Annotated in this window: 16 protein-coding genes; 10 read left to right on the top strand and 6 right to left on the bottom strand. The window is 64.1% G+C overall.

Annotated elements, in window-relative coordinates:
- Positions 1-174: 174 nt before the first annotated feature.
- Both hemJ and hemE read right to left on the bottom strand, forming a co-directional pair.
- On the bottom strand, positions 175-585 hold the full coding sequence (hemJ, locus tag ACK41X_RS02400; RefSeq protein ID WP_409719055.1) for a protoporphyrinogen oxidase HemJ: 411 nt from the start codon (positions 583-585) through the stop codon (positions 175-177).
- A gap of 116 nt (positions 586-701) precedes the next feature.
- Positions 702-1,739 (bottom strand): uroporphyrinogen decarboxylase, encoded by a 1,038-nt coding sequence (gene hemE / locus ACK41X_RS02395; RefSeq protein ID WP_409718888.1) that lies wholly within the window; start codon positions 1,737-1,739, stop codon positions 702-704.
- A gap of 386 nt (positions 1,740-2,125) precedes the next feature.
- On the opposite strand from hemE, the gene ACK41X_RS02390 reads away from it, so the two are divergent.
- The 4 genes from ACK41X_RS02390 to dnaQ are packed head-to-tail and all read left to right on the top strand — an operon-like array spanning position 2,126 to position 4,919.
- Positions 2,126-2,965 (top strand): pyruvate, water dikinase regulatory protein, encoded by an 840-nt coding sequence (locus tag ACK41X_RS02390; protein ID WP_409718886.1) that lies wholly within the window; start codon positions 2,126-2,128, stop codon positions 2,963-2,965.
- Between the two features lies 1 nt (position 2,966).
- Positions 2,967-3,578 (top strand): Maf family protein, encoded by a 612-nt coding sequence (locus ACK41X_RS02385; protein ID WP_409718884.1) that lies wholly within the window; start codon positions 2,967-2,969, stop codon positions 3,576-3,578.
- A gap of 16 nt (positions 3,579-3,594) precedes the next feature.
- Positions 3,595-4,191, top strand: a complete 597-nt coding sequence (gene coaE, locus ACK41X_RS02380; RefSeq protein WP_409718882.1) for a dephospho-CoA kinase — start codon at positions 3,595-3,597, stop codon at positions 4,189-4,191.
- A gap of 29 nt (positions 4,192-4,220) precedes the next feature.
- Positions 4,221-4,919, top strand: coding sequence for a DNA polymerase III subunit epsilon (gene dnaQ / locus ACK41X_RS02375; RefSeq protein WP_409718880.1), 699 nt, complete (start codon positions 4,221-4,223; stop codon positions 4,917-4,919).
- A 13-nt stretch (positions 4,920-4,932) separates the two neighbouring features.
- Here the strand turns inward: dnaQ and secB are convergent, their stop codons facing one another.
- Together secB and ACK41X_RS02365 are read right to left on the bottom strand one after the other, a co-directional pair.
- Positions 4,933-5,415 carry a protein-export chaperone SecB gene (secB, locus tag ACK41X_RS02370; protein ID WP_409718878.1) on the bottom strand — a complete coding sequence of 161 codons (483 nt, stop codon included), beginning with the start codon at positions 5,413-5,415 and terminating at the stop codon, positions 4,933-4,935.
- A gap of 108 nt (positions 5,416-5,523) precedes the next feature.
- Positions 5,524-6,006, bottom strand: coding sequence for an FxsA family protein (locus tag ACK41X_RS02365; protein ID WP_409718876.1), 483 nt, complete (start codon positions 6,004-6,006; stop codon positions 5,524-5,526).
- Positions 6,007-6,207: 201 nt separating this feature from the next.
- On the opposite strand from ACK41X_RS02365, the gene ACK41X_RS02360 reads away from it, so the two are divergent.
- From ACK41X_RS02360 to ACK41X_RS02350, 3 genes are all read left to right on the top strand, one after another.
- Positions 6,208-6,903, top strand: coding sequence for a Tim44/TimA family putative adaptor protein (locus tag ACK41X_RS02360; protein WP_409718874.1), 696 nt, complete (start codon positions 6,208-6,210; stop codon positions 6,901-6,903).
- A gap of 98 nt (positions 6,904-7,001) precedes the next feature.
- On the top strand, positions 7,002-8,738 hold the full coding sequence (locus ACK41X_RS02355) for a murein transglycosylase A (protein WP_409718873.1): 1,737 nt from the start codon (positions 7,002-7,004) through the stop codon (positions 8,736-8,738).
- Entirely contained in the window at positions 8,735-9,304 is a 570-nt protein-coding gene (locus ACK41X_RS02350; protein ID WP_409718871.1) for a Smr/MutS family protein, read from the top strand. The genes ACK41X_RS02355 and ACK41X_RS02350 overlap by 4 nt, the downstream gene beginning before the upstream one ends.
- A 32-nt stretch (positions 9,305-9,336) precedes the next feature.
- On the opposite strand, the gene ACK41X_RS02345 is transcribed toward ACK41X_RS02350, so the two are convergent.
- The gene (locus ACK41X_RS02345) at positions 9,337-10,797 is read right to left on the bottom strand and encodes a flavin monoamine oxidase family protein (RefSeq protein WP_409718869.1); all 1,461 of its coding nucleotides are present in this window, start codon (positions 10,795-10,797) and stop codon (positions 9,337-9,339) included.
- A 184-nt stretch (positions 10,798-10,981) separates the two neighbouring features.
- Here ACK41X_RS02345 and ACK41X_RS02340 point away from each other — a divergent pair, with 184 nt between their 5' ends.
- Positions 10,982-11,839: a YiiX/YebB-like N1pC/P60 family cysteine hydrolase gene (locus ACK41X_RS02340; protein ID WP_409718867.1), complete on the top strand. Its 858-nt coding sequence runs from the start codon at positions 10,982-10,984 to the stop codon at positions 11,837-11,839.
- 35 nt (positions 11,840-11,874) lie between these two features.
- Here ACK41X_RS02340 and ACK41X_RS02335 read toward each other — a convergent pair whose 3' ends face one another.
- The gene (locus ACK41X_RS02335; protein ID WP_409718865.1) at positions 11,875-12,480 is read right to left on the bottom strand and encodes a 2-hydroxychromene-2-carboxylate isomerase; all 606 of its coding nucleotides are present in this window, start codon (positions 12,478-12,480) and stop codon (positions 11,875-11,877) included.
- Positions 12,481-12,586: 106 nt separating this feature from the next.
- Between ACK41X_RS02335 and ACK41X_RS02330 the strand changes: the two genes are divergently transcribed.
- Together ACK41X_RS02330 and ACK41X_RS02325 are read left to right on the top strand one after the other, a co-directional pair.
- The gene (locus tag ACK41X_RS02330) at positions 12,587-12,814 is read left to right on the top strand and encodes a DUF3551 domain-containing protein (RefSeq protein WP_409718863.1); all 228 of its coding nucleotides are present in this window, start codon (positions 12,587-12,589) and stop codon (positions 12,812-12,814) included.
- Positions 12,815-12,933: 119 nt separating this feature from the next.
- The coding region (locus tag ACK41X_RS02325) for an argininosuccinate synthase domain-containing protein (RefSeq protein ID WP_409718861.1) at positions 12,934-13,370 on the top strand (437 nt) is incomplete at its 3' end.

Here is a 13,370-nt window from a genome sequence, read left to right as displayed (position 1 = left end):
TGCCGAAAGTCTTTGGCTGACGGGCATTAACGCCCCGGCCGATGCTTGCGCCCTTACGGATACACCGATGGCGCTGACTGGCATCCGCCTGCGTTCGGGGGGATGTATAGAAGATACGAAGGAGCTTACGATTCCGCAAGTGGCCGTTCTGTGACAGCGGCCGCGATGCTCACATCAAAATGGCTTCACAATCACCAAGACCACGATAGCAATCATCAGAATCGTTGGTACCTCGTTGATAAATCGATAGAATTTCTGACTGTGGGTATTCCGGTCAGCGGCAAAGGCGCGCACCCAGCGCGATAGAAAGCCGTGCATCGCCGACATCCCCAGAACCAGCAAGAGCTTGGCGTGCATCCAGCCGCTGGTGAGAAATCCGCCCGCCCATATCAGCCACAGGCCAACCACCCAGCTTACGATCATGGCAGGATTGATGATGGCCCGCAGCAGCCGGCGCTCCATCACCTTGAAGGTTTCGGACTGTTTGGACCCCGGCTCTGCCTCGCAGTGATAGACGAACAGCCTTGGCAGGTAGAGCATACCCGCCATCCAGGCGATGATGGCGATCACGTGCAGCGCCTTCATCCATGGATAAAGGCCGACCGGATTCCACCAGACCAGCAGCGCCGCAAGCCCCGCGGTCAGGGCGACGGCTACCGTGGCGCGCAGCACCACGGTCCGAACCGGGACAGCCGCTTCCATCAAATCCCTCTGACCCGTCGCAGCATCTGTTCCACGTGAGCAATCGGCGTATCGGGGGTGATGCCGTGGCCAAGATTGAAGATGAACGGCCCATCCGAAAACGCGCGCATTACGTCATCGACAGACCGGTCCAGCGCATCGCCGCCTGCGATCAACACCAGCGGATCGAGATTGCCCTGCACCGGCTTCACGCTCTGCACTTGCTCGCGCGCAAACGTCTTATCGATCATCCAGTCCAGCCCGACCGCATTGACCGGCACCTCCGTCGCATAATGCGGCATCATTGAACCGGCCCCGCGTGGAAAACCGATGATTTTCGCATCAGGAATCGCATCGCGCACCGCAAGCACGATCCGCCGTGTCGGCGCGATCGACCATCGGGCGAATTCCTCCGGCGGCAACACCCCGGCCCAGGTATCGAAAATCTGCACCGCATCGACCCCGGCCTTGAGCTGGCGGATCAGATATTCGGCAGACGCCTTCACCAGGAGATCGATCAGTTCCTCGAACGCATCCGGATGGCGGTAGGCAAAGAGCCGCGCCGGCGCCTGATCGGGCGTACCATGACCCGCGATCATGTAGGTTGCAACCGTCCAGGGCGCGCCGCAGAAGCCAAGAAAGGTTACGCGATCCGGCAGTTGCGGCTTCACCCGGCGGATCGTTTCGTAAACCGGATCGAGCAGCCCGTGATCCACCTGACGTTTGATGGTCTGGATCGGCTCCGGCGCCGTGATCGGTTCGAGCTTCGGTCCCTCGCCGGCAACAAACTCCACCTTGCGGCCAAGCGCATAGGGGATCACCAGGATGTCGGAAAACAGGATCGCGCCGTCAAAGCCAAAGCGCCGGATCGGCTGCAAAGTCACTTCGGCGGCAAGCTCGGGATTGAAGCAAAGGTCGAGGAACGATCCGGCCTGCTGGCGCGTTGCGCGATACTCGGGAAGGTAACGGCCCGCCTGCCGCATCATCCAGACCGGGGGAACGGGTTCGCGATGACCGTTCAGCACATTCAAAAGAGGTTTGTTCACAAGGGCACTCACCGCACCGGTCCTTCCCCTAAAGAATCCTAGAATCTTCTTTTCAGTTTTTTCTACGCCGTTGATTGGACTCACGACTCGTCCAGCCAGCATTACCAATCGATTTCACACATATCCCCTCTGTCCGCCGCAGTTTGTTCACATCCGTCAACAACCTCCAAGTCGTTGAATCGTCGAAAGCTTGTCTCAGTCTATCCCCCGTTAAATCACGGTCGTTCGAGATCTCCCCGTCAGCATCGGAAATTTCGCCGAATGTGTCCAATCGCGGCTCTGTGGGGACAGTCCGGGTGGTCCGGCCATCCGCCGCCTTGCGCTTTGGCCTGCGGCATGGCCTTCTCCCCACGACGCCACATGCTGTCCTGTGTATTTCCCCGGGTGGGACGACGTCTTTGCCGCATCGAAATCCGAGCTACTTCCACCTGCATCTGGTCTCCGACTCCACCGGCGAGACGCTGACCACAGTGGCGCATGCCGCCGCCGCCCAATATGCGAATATATCGCCGATCGAGCATGTCTATCCGCTGATCCGGACCCAGCGGCAGCTCGATCGCGTGCTGGGGGAAATCGAGGAGGCGCCGGGCATCGTGCTCTATACGCTCCTCGACGAGGAGCTGATCGAGCGGCTGGAGAAGAAATGCCAGGAGCTGAGTCTGCCTTGCCGTTCGATCCTCGGACCGGTGCTGCGGGTGTTCCAGTCCTATCTCGGCGCCAGTACGACGCCGCGGGTGGGCGCCCAGCACACGCTGAATGCCGAATATTTCAAGCGCATCGATGCGCTCAATTACACCATGCTGCATGACGACGGTCAGCATATCGAAGACCTGGAACAGGCCGATGTGGTTCTGGTCGGGGTATCGCGGACCTCAAAAACGCCGACCTCGATCTATCTCGCCAACCGCGGCGTGAAGACCGGAAATTACCCGCTGGTCCCCGGCGTACCGGTGCCGCCGCAGATCGAAGCCTTGACGAAACCGCTCGTTGTGGGGTTATTCGCCAGTCCCGAAAGGATCGTCCAGATCCGGCAGAACAGGCTTCTCGGATTGAAGGCACATCATAACGAAGCTGCCTATGTCGACCGGCAGTCGGTCGCCGAGGAGATCAATTTCTCGCGCAAGCTCTGCGCCCGGCATAATTGGCCGCTGATCGACGTTTCGCGCCGCTCGATCGAGGAAACTGCGGCCGCGGTGCTGCAACTTCTCTCCGAGCGGCGGCGCGCGCCGTCCCTTTAAGATGCAATTCTGGTCCGCTCCGGCTCCGTTAATCCTGGCCTCGAAGAGCCTGGCCCGCCGCACTATGCTGAGCGCGGCCGGCATTCCGATCGAGATCGTGCATGCCAAGATCGACGAGCGCGCCATCGAGCGCACGCTGGGCGAAAAGCGCGATCCCGACGAACTGGCGCTGATCCTGTCCTGGGAAAAGGCGAGCGCGATCTCGTTCACGATGCCCTCGCGGATTGTGGTGGGCGCCGACCAGACGCTTGCCATGGGATCGGTGCGCTTCAACAAGCCGGCCGACCGCGACGCCGCCCGCGAACAATTGTGCATGCTGCGCGGGCAGAGCCACACGCTGCATTCGGCGGTCACCGTGGTGCAGGACGGCTCGGTGCTGTTCAAGGTGGTCGATACCGCCCGGTTGCGCATGCGCCCGTTTTCGGACCGGTTTCTCGAGGAATATCTCGAAGCTGCGGGCCCCGCGGTGACCGAAAGCGTGGGCGCCTACCAGCTCGAAAAGCTCGGCGTGCATTTGTTCGAGCGGGTCGAGGGCGACTATTTCACGATCCTCGGCATGCCGCTGTTGCCGTTGCTGTCGTTTCTGCGCAAGCAGGGCTATTTGAAGGAATAGGACCGGCGCTGGCGTCATGATCGTTCTTGGCCTGACCGGATCGATCGGCATGGGCAAGTCCACCACCGCGCGGCTGTTCGCGGAGGAGGGTGTCCCCGTCCACGATGCCGATGCCGCGGTCCATGCGCTCTATGAGGGCGAGGCGGCGCCGCTGGTCGAGGCCGCGTTTCCGGGCACGACACGCGACGGCAGGGTCGACCGCGCGTTGCTGGGAAAAGCGGTGATCGGCAATCCCGATGCCATGAAGCGGCTGGAGGCGATCGTGCATCCGCTGGTCGCCAAAGCGCGCGACCGGTTTCTGGACGAAGCCCGCCGCCGCGGCGCGGCGGTTGCGGTTCTGGACATTCCGCTGCTGTTCGAGACCGGGGCCGAGACGCTGGTCGATGCGGTGGTGGTGGTGTCGGCGGCGCCTGAGATTCAGCGCCACCGCGTCCTCGAACGCCCCGGCATGACGGCGGAGAAATTCGAGGCGTTGCTCGCAAAACAGATGCCCGATGCCGAGAAGCGCCGGCGCGCCGATTACATCGTGGATAGCGGGCACGGTATTGAATTCGCCCGCAGGCAGGTCCGCGAAATTCTCGCAGGCCTTGCTAAAATGCCGGCGAAACGCTGATTCGAATGGCTTATTCGGGCTGACCCATCTTGCGGGAAATCGTCTTTGATACCGAAACCACCGGCCTCGACCCGGTACAGGGCCACCGGCTGGTCGAGATCGGCTGCGTGGAATTGCTGAACCGGTTTCCGACCGGGCGCACCTTCCACAAATACATCAATCCCGACCGCGACATGCCGGTCGAGGCGTTCAACGTCCACGGCCTTTCGCTCGAATTTCTGCGGCAGCATCCGTTGTTTCACGACATCGCCGACGAGTTTCTCGACTTTGTCGGCGATGCGCCGCTGGTTGCCCATAACGGCTATTTCGATCTCGCCTTCATCAATTCCGAACTCGATCTTGCCAAGCGTCCGGTCTTTGCCCGCGACCGCATCATCGACACGCTGATGCTGGCGCGCCGCAAGCATCCCGGCGTGTCGAACCGGCTCGACGACCTGTGCCTGCGCTACAAGATCGACAATTCGAAGCGCACCAAGCATGGCGCCCTGCTCGACGCCGAGCTGCTGGCCGAAGTCTATATCGAACTGACCGATGCGCGGCAGACCTCCCTCAGCCTGGTGGCGATCGGTGCAGCAGCGGCTTTGAATGGCGGCCGGGGCGCGGGTCAGGGCGCGCGCAGGCGCCCCGTCCCGCTGCCGCCGCGACTGACGGACGAAGAGCGGGCAGCCCATGCGGCCTTTGTCGCGACGCTTGGCGACAGCCCGGTATGGCGAAGCTACGGGGTATAGACGGGTTGCGCGATCAGCTGGCCGGCTGCTGCTGGGCCTGTTCGGCGAGCTTCTGCCGGTACAGCCCGACGAAATCGACCGGATCGATATAAAGCGGCGGGAACCCGCCATTGCGCACGCCGGTCGCGATGATCTCGCGCGCGAACGGGAACAACAGCCGCGGGCATTCGATCATCAGCACCGGATGAATGCTGTCCTGCGGCACGTTCTGAATGCGGAATACGCCGCCATAGACCAGGTCGAACGCAAAGAGCAGCGACGTACCGATCTCCGCCTTGCCCTCGATTTTCAGCTCGATCTCGAAATCGGACTGTAGCGGCGTGGCGTTGACGTTGATCTGGATGTTGATCTGCGGCTGTTGGTTGGTGGGCTGCAGCGAACGCGGCGCGTTGGGGTTTTCGAAGGAGAAATCCTTCACATATTGCGCCAGCACGTTGAGTTGGGGCGGGGCCGCCTGTGCGTCGGGTTGCGGGCCGCCATTCGTCGCGTTCGCCATCGTCCATCCTGTTTGTGCGCCGCAATCGCCTGCGTGCGGCGGTGTGGCTAACACACGGCTTCGGAGGGAACAAGGATCGCGGGCGGTTCCGTGAGGCGATGCAACCGCTCAGCACGCCGCCGCCCGTTTGGGAGGTACTTTTGGTATGTCGCCGCGCTCCTGGTCGATCTGCCGGTCCGGCAGGTCGTGCCACTGCCCGCGATCAAGCTCCAGAACCCGTCCGGAGGGCCGCGGGCGGCCGAGCGGCGCGGCCGCCATCAGCCGCATCTGCACGGCCGGGATCAGGAGGGCGAGTCCGACCAGATCGGTCAGGAATCCGGGCAGGAGCAGCAGCAGCGCCGCCACGGTGGTCAGGACGCCGCTCGGCCGCGTCCCGGCGGCAGCGAAGTCCGATTGAGACAATATGTCTGCGATTCGCCCGGCCAGACGCCGTCCCATCCGCAGCAGGATCGCAATCCCCACCGCTGCAGGTACAACCAGCAAAAGCGTCGCGATCGCCATGCCAGCGAGCCACGCGACCATCAGAAAAACCGCGGCCTCGGCCACAACCAGGCCCAAAAGTCCGAGCAGGATCATCCTTCCGACCGGCATCGGCGTGTTCCAATCGCGCTCTCGTGTTGGCCTTTGCGGCCGGGATCGTCTAAAATCGATCCGAAGCTCAGTTTTGGCTCGAAGCACCCTATGGCTAAGACCGGCCGCGTGCCTAGATTATAGCACGGGACGGCTTCTGCACCCGCTTTCGGGCTGACGCGGCGGCGCCCTTCGGTCCCGGGTTGCAAAGGCATTCGCGACGTGTTCGACATCTACACCATCATTTTCCTGGCGCTGGCGATTTTCATTTTTATTCGCTTGCGCAGTGTGCTTGGGCAGCGAACCGGGCGGGAGCGGCCGCCCTACGATCCCTATTCAGCCCGCGATGCGCGGGCTCCTGCCGGCGACAAGGTTGTGACGCTGCCCACCCGTAACGCCGAATCCATGGCGCGGCCGGCAGAGCCTGCGCCGGACCGCTGGAAAGGGATTGCCGACGAAGGCAGCGCGGTCGCGACCGGGCTCGATGCGATCGCAGCGCATGACCGCTCGTTCGATGCCAGGCACTTCGTTGCCGGGGCGCGTGCGGCCTATGAAATGATCGTGAGCGCCTTCGCCGCAGGCGACCGCAAGAGCCTGAAGGGGCTCCTGTCGCGCGAGGTCTATGACGGCTTCGAAGCGGCGATTCGCGACCGTGAGGCCAAGGGCGAGACGGTCGAGAACAAATTCGTCTCGCTCGATACCGCCGACATCATTGGGGCGGAATTGCGCGGCAGCATCGCCCAGGTGACCGTGCGGTTCGTGTCGCAGCTGATTTCCGCCACGCGCGACAAGGCCGGCAATGTGATCGACGGCAGTCCCGACAAGGTCACGGAAGTCACGGATGTGTGGACCTTCGCGCGCGATGTCACGGCGCGCGATCCGAACTGGAAACTGGTTGCGACCGAAGCGGGCCAGTGAATTGACGGGGTGACCTCGATTTGCCTGGGGGATCGTTGCGGGCATTGCGGGACTTGGCGTTGCGGGACTGGGGCGCGCGTCATCTTGGATGCGCCGGCTTGGCCCTTGCGATTGCCGTAACCCCGATAGCCGTGGCGGATTATTCGTTCGCCTCGCAGGCCGAGACCCAGATCGCCGCCGCAAAGAAGCAGCCGGCAAAGCCCCGGGCAAAAAAGCGTCCGACCAAGGCGCATCCGCTCAAAATTCCGAACAGCCAGTTCGAGGCGCTGGCCTGGCACGAGATCAAGGGCTGGATCGAAGACGACCACGCCGAAGCCTTCTCGGCCTTTCTGGCAAGCTGCCGGCCGATCCTGCGCTCTTCGCCAAAGGCTCGCGCCGAACGCGGCGAGGCCTATCGTGCGCTGTTTGAGGTCTGCGGGCGGGCGGTCGCCGCGGTGCCGCTGGATGAAGCCGGGGCGCGCGCCTTCTTCGAACAGAATTTCCGGCCGGTGCGGCTGACTGCCGCGGGCGAGAGCGACGGCTTCTTTACCGGCTATTACGAGCCGGTGGTCGAAGGCTCGCGCTGGCCGAGCGATATTTACACCACGCCGCTCTACAAGCGTCCGCCCAATCTCGTCACGCAGCGGCTGCGCCGATCCGGGGCCAAGGGCAAGGCCGGCAAGCGCACCGTGAAGCGCGCCACCGCGCCCTATTACGATCGCGCCCAGATCGAGGATGGCGCGCTGGCGGGCCGCGATCTCGAAATCGTCTGGCTGAAGGATCCGATCGACGGTTTCTTCGCCGAAATTCAGGGCTCGGTGCGTGTGCGCCTAGAAGACGGCAAGGTGATCCGCCTGAACTACGCCGACAAGAACGGCCATCCCTATTTCGCGGTGGGCTCCGTTCTGGTGCAGCGTGGCATCGTTCCGCGCGAAGAAATGTCGATGCAGAAGATCCGGGAATTTATGGAGAAGAACCCGGAAGAGGGCAAAGAATTGCGGCGGATGAACCGGTCCTACGTGTTCTTCCGCGAGACCGATCTCGGCGAACATGACGAGGCGATCGGCGCGCAGGGTATCTCGCTCTCGGCGGCGCGGTCGCTTGCGGTCGATCGCCGGATTCACACCTACGGCATGCCGGTTTTCGTCAACGCGCTGCTGCCGATCACCAGCGAAAAGCCCGATACCTGGTTCCGACGGCTGCTGATTGCGCAGGATACCGGCGGCGCCATCATTGGGCCTGCGCGCGGCGACATCTATCTCGGCGCGGGCGAGGAAGCGGCGCGCGCGGCCGGCCGCTTCAAGCATAACGGGCAGTTCGTGATGCTGATCCCCAACGAGCTCGACCCCGACAACGAGGCGCTCGGCATGCCGCTGCCGCAGCCGCGTCCCAAGGACATCGGTCTGGTCGCGAGCGCTGCGCCCGCGCAATCCGCGACGGAGCAGAAATCTGCGAGCGCTGCTGCATCGGCTCCGGTGACGCCAGCCGAGGCCGCGCCGACCCCGCGGCCCGATCCGCGGCAGAAGCCGCAAACGGCTGCGCGCAGCGATCCAACGCCGCCAACCCCACCGCAAGCGCAACCGCAAGCCAAGCCTCGAGCCGAATCCGGTCCGAAGGCTGCGGCCAAGCCCGTAGCCAAACCTGCGCCCAAACCTGCGCCTGCATCACCGGCGAAACCGCAGGCGGCGGCGCAACCCAGGCCCGATGCTGCCGCTGCAAGGCCACGCACACCGGCAGCGGGCGGCAATCCGTTTCCAAAGCCGATTTCCGGCGCGCCAGCCGCCAAGCCTGATCCCAGGCCGGCGGGATCCAAGGCTCAACCGGCGGCCAAACCGGCGGACAAGCCATCGTCATGACCGCCGACGAAGGCCGCCGCAGGAGCCGGCGGCTTTCATCCGAAGATCGTGCACTCTGGGACGGGGTGACCCGCTCGGTACGCCCGTTGCGCAAGCGCGCGACCGAGGCGGCGCCCGTCGCCGCGCCGCAGATTGATGCGAAGGCAGCGAAAAAGGCGGCGCCGACGCCGGCGGTCCAGCCGGCCGCAACGGTGCCGCAGCGCAAGACGCCGCCGCTTGCGCCGCTCGACCGCAAGACCAAGCAGAAGATCGCGCGGGGCCGCGAAACCATCGACGGGAGGCTCGATCTGCACGGCCATAGCCAGGCCGAAGCGCATGATGCGCTGCTGCGCTTTTTGCGACGGACGCAAGGACGCGGCGGTCGCCTCGTGCTGGTGATTACCGGCAAAGGCAAAAGCGATGTGAGCGGACGCGGCGATGGCGGCGGCGTGCTGAAACGGGCGGTGCCGCTCTGGCTGGCGCTGCCGGAATTTCGGGCTCTCGTGATCGGCTACGATGCCGCAAGCCCGGCTCACGGCGGCGAGGGCGCGCTTTATGTGCGGCTGCGGAAAATGCGCGATGCGTGAGCGACGCTGCCAGCGCGCGAGATGCCGCAGCATCACTCGCGCATGATCCGCGGCACGCCGCCCGGAAACTCCTGACGCCGCGCCGGCTGCTGCTGAGGCGCTTGCTGGCGGGGCTGACGCGGGCGTTGTTTCGCCGGCTGCCCTTTTTGCGCCGGGACCGTGCCGGTGACCGGGGCGAGGGCCTTGAGCGCCAGATCGGCGGCGCGTTCGCCGGATTCCCAGGCACCGCCGACCGTGCCCCACAGCGTCTCATGCGCAGCCTCGCCGGCATAATAAACGCGATCGCGCAATGGCTCGGTCATCAGGATGCGCCGCGAAGGCTGGCCGCCGACCGACGCCGCCGAAAACGAGCCCTGCACATGCGGCGCGAACGCCCATTGGGTCGCATGGGTGCGCGTCACTGCGCGTTTCAGGTCGGCGCCGAACAGCTTGTCCAGCCATTCAAGCGCGAAGGCGGTCATCTCGCCTGGGCCCTGCGCGACGAGATCGCGTCCGAACGACCCCGCCACGTCGACATAGGCCAGCGAGGAGCCGCCGACATTGCCGAGCAAGGCGGCCGTCCGATTGTTTTCGGCCTTCTCGAACACAAGATCGTCCCGCGCGAGTCCGAATGGATTGCCGGGAATATCGAGCACAATCCGCTCATAGGTACCGAGCCGGAGCCGGTTCAGCGCGTCGAGCTGCCGCTTCGGCAGGTCGGCGATCAGCTTGCCGTCCGCGAGCACATTGGTCGATACCGTGACGATGACGGCGCGCGCCTGCAATGCTCCCTTGGCGGTCTCGACCAGAACGCCGCCGCGTGGCTGCGTCGCGATGCGCGTTGCGGGCGTCGAAAGCCGCACCGGCAGACCCTCGGCAAGCTTCGCCAGCAACGTGCCGAAACCCTGGCGGCAATAGGCGTCGACGTCGCGCTCGGTGGAGCGCTGGAAATCGGCCGCGGACAGATCGGCGAAGTCCTTTCCGCAGCTGAACGGCCCCAGATAGAATTCGACCGAAGGTGCCCAGTCGCCGAGATCCCTGGGCATGGCTTGCGCAAGCGACAGATCGGCCTTGCCGCGCGCGGCATCCTCGATCGCGCGCCGCGCCCGCACCATCGCCGCGAAGAATTGCTCGAGCTCGCCCTCGCGTGCGTTGCGCCGGCCGATCCGCACTTTCTGGCCCGGTGGCGCCGGATAGATGTCGAGCCCGGCCCGCGGCGCCAGCCCGACAAGAGGATTTTGCTCCGGCGCATGCAGCCAATGCGCGCCGAGATCCACCGGCATGCCGAACATGGTGGAATCGGTGATGCAGCGCCCGCCGACGCGGTCTGCCGCTTCGAGCACCACGACGCGGCGTCCGGCGGCGACGATCTTGCGCGCAGCGGCGATGCCGGCAGCACCGGCGCCGACGATCACAATATCGGTCTCGGCAGCCATTGCCGTACGCCCCCATGCAGGGAGCGAGGCCGCCCCGGCTGCGATCGCGAGAAAGGACCGGCGGGAGATTGTGTCCATGGTTACCGGAGGCTTTGCACTCCCGCCTCACTACCCGCAAAAAGCAAGTCTTTGCAAATGTTTGATGTCAGCCGCGCTCAACCGCGCGTGAACGGCATGAACCGCTTTGCAACGGCTTTCGACGAAAATGAGGAAAAACAACCGGATCTGCGGCGCAACCCCGCTGCATACGGGAGGAGCGGCCATGAGCTTCGTGCTCGACGGCATCGGGCGGTTCCTCGCCCGCTATCTCGAAGAGCCGGTGAAGGGTTACGAGCCCTTCACACCGAGCGATTTCGATGCGCTTCAGGCGACCTTGCAGCCCGGCGACGTGCTCCTGGTCGAGGGCAACAATCACGTTTCCGGCATCATCAAGTATCTGACGCAATCCACATGGTCGCATGCCGCGCTCTATGTCGGCCGGATCGGCGATCGCGAGACCGCGGACGGCGAGCCGCTGACCCTGGTCGAGGCCAATCTCGGCGAGGGCGTGGTCGGTGCGCCGCTGTCGAAATATGCGCGCTATCACACCCGCATCTGCCGGCCGACCGGCCTCACCGCCGAAGACCGCGCGAGAGTCTGTGCCTATGCCAAGGAGCGCATCGGCTTCGATTACGATGTCAAGAACATCATCGACCTGATGCGCTTCCTGATGCCGCTGCCGATCCCGCAGAAATGGCGGCGCAAGATGATGGCGATGGGTTCGGGACATCCGACCCGGATCATCTGCTCGGCGCTGATCGCGCAGGCTTTCGAGCAGGTGCGCTATCCGATCCTGCCGAAGATCAGCCGCGTCGAAAGCGAATCCGCGCGCCAGGAGATTCTGGAGATCCGGCACTCGTCGCTCTATGCGCCGCGCGACTTCGACATCTCTCCTTATTTCGAAGTGGTGAAGCCGACGCTGGTCAGCGGCTTCGACTACAAGAAAGTGCAATGGGCCGACCTGCAGGTCTCGATCGATATCGATATTGCGGTCACCGTCGAGATCGAAGCCCCGCGCGCGATCGATGATGCGGCGCCGCTGGTGCCGGAATCGGCGACCAAGCGGCTCGCGCCTGCGTAAGGCTTTTTCGTCGCTCCCAAAAGCGTCGCCATGCGCTACTGCGCGCGCTTCGCCCAGGCGAGCGCGGCTTCGAGCCGGTCGTTGCCCCAGAATAATTCGCCGTCTTCGGTGAAGAAGCTCGGCGCGCCGAAAATGCCGAGGCCGCCCGCCTCTTCGGTTACGGTGCGGAGCTTCAGCTTGATCTGATCCGTTGCCGCTTGCTCCAGCACGGTCTGCGCCGGTGCGCCGGCTCGCTCAAGAACCTCAGCGATGACCTGCGGATCGTCGATCCGGCGACCCTCGCCGAATTGCGCCCGGAACACACCGCGGCAGAATTCCGGCTGCCAGACCTCGGCGCTGCCTGCGATCGCGCAGCGGGCTGGAAGAAGGGAATTTTGCGGAAACGGGTCCGGCTGCTGAAACGGTATGCCCAGCTCCGCGCAGAGCCGTTCAAGGTCGCGCCACATATGGCGGCCCTTGGCTTCGTAGATGTTGAAGGGCGAGGTATTCCAGCCCTGCGCCTTGAAGATCGGACCGAGCATGAAAGCGTGATAGCGGATTGCGATGCCGGCATCGGTCGCCAGCGCCTCGATCCGCATGCAGGCCGGATAGGAATAGGTTGAGGCGAAATCGAACCAGAAATCGACGACGGGGTTGCTCATGCCTTACTCTCGCAGAGCCCGATCGGGGCCGTGAACGCGACGCGCGGTTTGGCGTTTTATGATTATCATGGCGGACGCCACAAGTTCCCAACAGCCCGGAGGATTTATGCCAAAACTCGCCATCTCCGCGATCGTTGCCGCACTGCTGCTGGCCGGCACTGCGCCCGGGCAGGCCCGCGAATATCCCTGGTGCGCCCGCTATGACTGGACCACCCGCAATTGCGGCTTCGTCAGCTTCCAGCAATGCCTCGCCACGATTTCCGGGATTGGCGGCCGCTGCGAGCCAAACCCGTTCTACAAGGCCCCGCCGCCGCGCAAGCGAAAGGCCCGTTAGGACGTGTCCGGCCGCGGTCCCGGGACGCGGGCCGAGGCGTCGGATCGGCCGCACCGCAGTTGCACCGGTCCCGGTTCTGCCTATAGTCCCCCCGCCTTTGAGCGGATGGGACAATATTCATGGCCGACAAGCCCAAGAAAGACGTCAAGAAGGTCGTTCTCGCCTATTCGGGCGGGCTCGATACCTCGATCATTCTGAAATGGCTGCAGCAGACTTACGGGGCCGAGGTGGTGACCTTCACCGCCGATCTGGGTCAGGGCGAGGAGCTCGAGCCGGCCCGTGCCAAGGCTGTCCTGCTCGGCATCAAGCCGGAGAACATCTTCATCGAGGATCTGCGCGAGGAATTCGTCCGCGATTATGTGTTCCCGATGTTTCGCGCCAACACGGTCTATGAGGGACAGTATCTGCTCGGCACCTCGATCGCGCGTCCGCTCATCGCCAAGAAGCAGATCGAAATCGCCGAGAAAGTCGGCGCCGATGCCGTGGCCCATGGCGCGACCGGCAAGGGCAACGACCAGGTTCGTTTCGAGCTGACCTATTATGCGCTCAAGCCCGA

The organism is Pseudorhodoplanes sp., from assembly GCF_046289595.1.
In the GTDB taxonomy this organism is placed as follows: Bacteria; Pseudomonadota; Alphaproteobacteria; order Rhizobiales; family Xanthobacteraceae; genus Pseudorhodoplanes.
Note: the sequence above shows the minus strand (reverse complement) of the source record. Positions and strands in the feature narration are given on the sequence as shown.

Excerpts from the sequence above, each read along its gene's own strand:
- ACK41X_RS02365 (WP_409718876.1), bottom strand. The coding sequence starts at position 6,006 with ATGCCGGTCGGAAGGATGATCCTGCTCGGACTTTTGGGCCTGGTTGTG.
- ACK41X_RS02340 (WP_409718867.1), top strand. The coding sequence starts at position 10,982 with ATGAGCTTCGTGCTCGACGGCATCGGGCGGTTCCTCGCCCGCTATCTC.
- secB (WP_409718878.1), bottom strand. The coding sequence starts at position 5,415 with ATGGCGAACGCGACGAATGGCGGCCCGCAACCCGACGCACAGGCGGCC.
- hemJ (WP_409719055.1), bottom strand. The coding sequence starts at position 585 with ATGAAGGCGCTGCACGTGATCGCCATCATCGCCTGGATGGCGGGTATG.
- ACK41X_RS02345 (WP_409718869.1), bottom strand. The coding sequence starts at position 10,797 with ATGGACACAATCTCCCGCCGGTCCTTTCTCGCGATCGCAGCCGGGGCG.
- ACK41X_RS02385 (WP_409718884.1), top strand. The coding sequence starts at position 2,967 with ATGCAATTCTGGTCCGCTCCGGCTCCGTTAATCCTGGCCTCGAAGAGC.
- coaE (WP_409718882.1), top strand. The coding sequence starts at position 3,595 with ATGATCGTTCTTGGCCTGACCGGATCGATCGGCATGGGCAAGTCCACC.
- ACK41X_RS02350 (WP_409718871.1), top strand. The coding sequence starts at position 8,735 with ATGACCGCCGACGAAGGCCGCCGCAGGAGCCGGCGGCTTTCATCCGAA.
- ACK41X_RS02330 (WP_409718863.1), top strand. The coding sequence starts at position 12,587 with ATGCCAAAACTCGCCATCTCCGCGATCGTTGCCGCACTGCTGCTGGCC.
- ACK41X_RS02335 (WP_409718865.1), bottom strand. The coding sequence starts at position 12,480 with ATGAGCAACCCCGTCGTCGATTTCTGGTTCGATTTCGCCTCAACCTAT.